General features: G+C 71.7%; 1 protein-coding gene. It reads left to right on the top strand.

Annotation, left to right across the window (positions count from 1 at the left end; translation table 11 throughout):
• Positions 1 to 126 precede the first annotated feature (126 nt).
• A partial coding sequence (locus tag ABT297_RS37470; protein WP_350557328.1) for a hypothetical protein occupies positions 127 to 311 on the top strand: 185 nt, incomplete at its 3' end.

The raw sequence follows: 311 nt of genomic DNA, 5'->3' as shown, positions 1-311 counted from the left end.
GTCATGCCGGAACCTCCGCTTCGCTCCGGCTGCGGCATGACTTGAACGCTGAGCCCATGATGACCGGCCCCTCCGCTCCGCTCCGGACCGGTCATGCGGCACCGAACGGAAAGGTTGAACCCCGCCATGAGCACCGACGCGCGGCAGCACGAGACCCAGACCAGCCACGAGCACGGCGCCCGCGGGACCCGCGAGAGCGACGCGCGGGCCAAGGCCCTGCTCTCGCTGATGGCCGACCTCCCGGCCGGCGCCGACCGCGAGCGCGTCCGCGCCCGGCTGATCGAGCTGTACATCCCGCTGGCCGTGTATCT

The sequence above is a fragment of the Dactylosporangium sp. NPDC000555 genome, assembly GCF_040300025.1.
GTDB lineage: Bacteria > Actinomycetota > Actinomycetes > Mycobacteriales > Micromonosporaceae > Dactylosporangium.
The sequence above is the reverse complement of the archived record's forward strand: the minus strand, read 5'-3'. Positions and strand labels throughout refer to the sequence as shown.